Origin of the sequence: Kitasatospora nipponensis (genome assembly GCF_039528135.1) — a bacterium.
Classification (GTDB): domain Bacteria; phylum Actinomycetota; class Actinomycetes; order Streptomycetales; family Streptomycetaceae; genus Kitasatospora; species Kitasatospora nipponensis.
In genome coordinates, this window is the sequence record NZ_BAAALF010000363.1 from 1 (window position 1) to 3,038 (window position 3,038).

Annotated in this window: 3 protein-coding genes; all 3 read right to left on the reverse strand. The window is 69.5% G+C overall.

Going from position 1 to position 3,038, the window contains the following annotated elements; genetic code table 11:
- Positions 1-394, reverse strand: a 394-nt coding sequence (rbfA, locus tag ABD323_RS40130) for a 30S ribosome-binding factor RbfA (RefSeq protein ID WP_344447052.1), incomplete at its 3' end; no start/stop codon positions are given.
- A gap of 154 nt (positions 395-548) precedes the next feature.
- Positions 549-845 carry a DUF503 domain-containing protein gene (locus ABD323_RS40135; RefSeq protein ID WP_344447053.1) on the reverse strand — a complete coding sequence of 99 codons (297 nt, stop codon included), beginning with the start codon at positions 843-845 and terminating at the stop codon, positions 549-551.
- A gap of 137 nt (positions 846-982) precedes the next feature.
- Positions 983-3,038 (reverse strand): translation initiation factor IF-2 (infB, locus tag ABD323_RS40140; RefSeq protein WP_344447055.1); only part of this gene is annotated, 2,056 nt, incomplete at its 5' end.

Genomic DNA, 3,038 nt, shown 5'->3' on the forward strand with positions numbered 1-3,038 from the left:
CTCGGCCGGCGTACTGGGCGCCGCCCGCCGCGGTGCGCACCGCGGCGTCGGAGACCCGGACCTTGTCGAGCAGGTCGTCGATCTGCTTGGCGTTGTCCGGCAGCGCGTCCGCCACGAAGGTCAGCGACGGGGTGAAACGCACCCCGGTCTGCTTGCCGACCTCGGAGCGGAGCACGCCCTTGGCGCTCTCCAGCGCGGCGGCGGTCGCCTCGCGCTCGGTGTCGTCGCCGTAGACCGTGTAGAAGACGGTGGCCTCCCGCAGGTCGCCGGTGACCTTGGTGTCGGTGATGGTCACGAAGCCCAGTCGGGGGTCCTTGACCCGCCGCTCCAGCGTCTGGGCGACCACCACCTGGATACGGTCGGCGAGCTTGCGCGCCCTGGCCTTGTCGGTCACGTTGCCTCCTCGTGCAGTGGGCACGGTACTCGGGTCGACTGCTCACCCATCGGGGCCCACGCCCCAAAATACCGGCCCGCGCTCAGCCTTGTGAGCGCTCTCGGTCCTCGTCGGTGTGACCCTGGCGACTGTCGGTCCCCGGTCACTCCCGCTCTCAATCATCGTCGTCGCCGTGATACCGCCTCCGTGCGGAGAGCAGCATCACCTCGGGGCGGCCGGCGACCAGCCGCTCACAGCTGTCCAGGACCTCGGTGACGTACCCGGCGTCGCCGGACACCACCGCCAGGCCGATCTCGGCCCGTCGGTGCAGCTCCTGGTTCCCGGTCTCCGCGGCGCACACGCTGTACTTGCGCTGCAGTTCGGCCACGATGGGCCGCACGATCGAGCGCTTCTCCTTGAGCGAGTGGACGTCGCCGAGGAGCAGGTCGAAGGTGAGTGTTCCCACGAACATGTATGACAGGTCTCGCCGACCTGGGGGCCTCGTAGGGCGCCCCGCGAACGGGGCTGGTCCGTGGACCCTACACAGCCAGACCGGGGCCGGTCGACGGGAAATATCCCACCGACCGGCCCCGGATCACCGGTGGGCCGTTACGCCCGCGGCTTCTCGCGCATCTCGAAGGTCTCGATGATGTCGTCGACCTTGATGTCGTTGAACGACCCCAGGGTCACACCGGCCTCGAAGCCCTCGCGGACCTCGGTCGCGTCGTCCTTGAAACGGCGCAGACCCTCGATGGTGAGGTTCTCCGTGATGAGCTTGCCATCGCGGATGAGGCGGGCCTTGGCGTTGCGGCGCAGCAGGCCCTCGCGGACGATGACACCCGCGATGTTGCCGAACTTGGAGGAGCGGAACACCTCGCGGATCTCCGCGGACCCGAGGCGCACCTCCTCGTACTCCGGCTTGAGCAGGCCCTTGAGCGCTGCCTCGATCTCCTCGATGGCCTGGTAGATGACCGAGTAGTACCGGACATCCACGCCTTCCTTGTCGGCAGCCGTACGGGCGCGGCCTTCGGCGCGCACGTTGAAGCCGATGATGATGGCGTCCGAGCCCATCGCCAGGTCCACGTCGGACTCGGTGATGGCACCCACACCGCGGTGCAGGATCCGCAGTTCGACCTCGTCGCCCACGTCGAGCTTGACGAGCGCGTCCTCGAGGGCTTCCACCGAACCGGAGACGTCGCCCTTGATGATGAGGTTGAGCTGCTGGATGCCGCCGGCCGCGATCGCCTGGTCCAGGTTCTCCAGGGAGATCCGCAGCGGACGCTTGGCGAACATGGCGTTGCGGTCACGGGCCGAACGCTTCTCGGCGATCTGACGCGCGGTGCGGTCGTCGTCGACGACGATGAAGCTGTCGCCGGCGCGCGGCACCGAGGTGAGACCGAGGAGCAGGACCGGACGGGACGGGCCCGCCTCGGCGACGTTCTTGCCGTTCTCGTCCAGCATGGCGCGGACGCGGCCGTGCGCGTCACCCACCGCGATCGAGTCGCCGACGCGGAGCGTTCCGCGCTGGACCAGGACGGTCGCCATGGCGCCGCGGCCCTTGTCCAGGTGGGCTTCGATCGCGATGCCCTGCGCGTCCTGCTCCGGGTTGGCCCGCAGGTCGAGCGAGGCGTCGGCGGTCAGGACGACCGCCTCGAGCAGCTGGTCGATGTTCAGACCCTGGCGCGCGGAGATGTCGACGAACATCGTGTCGCCGCCGTACTCCTCCGCCACCAGACCGAACTCGGTCAGCTGACCGCGGACCTTGGTCGGGTCGGCACCCTCGACGTCGATCTTGTTGACCGCGACCACGATGGGCACACCGGCGGCCTTGGCGTGGTTCAACGCCTCGACCGTCTGCGGCATGACACCGTCGTTGGCCGCGACCACCAGGATCGCGATGTCGGTGGACTTCGCACCACGGGCACGCATGGCGGAGAACGCCTCGTGACCCGGGGTGTCGAGGAAGGTGATCCGGCGCTCTTCGCCGTTGACCTCGGCCGAGACCTGGTAGGCACCGATGTGCTGGGTGATGCCACCCGCCTCGCCGGCGACCACGTTGGACTTGCGGACCGCGTCGAGCAGGCGGGTCTTACCGTGGTCGACGTGACCCATGACGGTGACGACCGGCGGGCGAGGCATGAGCTCGTCCTCGTCGCCCTCGTCGGCACCGAAGTCGATGTCGAACGACTCCAGCAGCTCGCGGTCCTCGTCGTCGCGGCTGACGATCTCGAGGACGAAGCCCATCTCCTGGGCCAGCATCTCGAGCGTCGCGTCGGAGACCGACTGGGTCGCGGTGACCATCTCACCGAGGTTGAACATGACGGAGACGAGCGCGGCCGGGTTGGCGTTGATCTTCTCCGCGAAGTCCATCAGCGAGGCGCCACGGGACAACCGGACCGTGGTCCCGTTGCCGCGGGGCAGCATCACACCGCCGACGGACGGCGCCTGCATCGACTCGTATTCCTGACGACGCTGGCGCTTCGACTTGCGACCGCGCGCCGGGCGACCGCCCGGGCCACGACCGAAGGCACCCTGCGTGCCACCACGGGCACCCGGGCCGCCGGGACGACCGCCGAAGCCACCGGGACGCGGGCCGAAGCCACCGCCGCCGCCGGGAGCGCCACCGGGACGCGGGCCGCCGAAGCCGCCACCACCGGCCGGGCCC

Bases quoted from the DNA above. Each gene is read 5' to 3' on its own strand.
- ABD323_RS40135 (WP_344447053.1), bottom strand. From the start codon at position 845: ATGTTCGTGGGAACACTCACCTTCGACCTGCTCCTCGGCGACGTCCAC.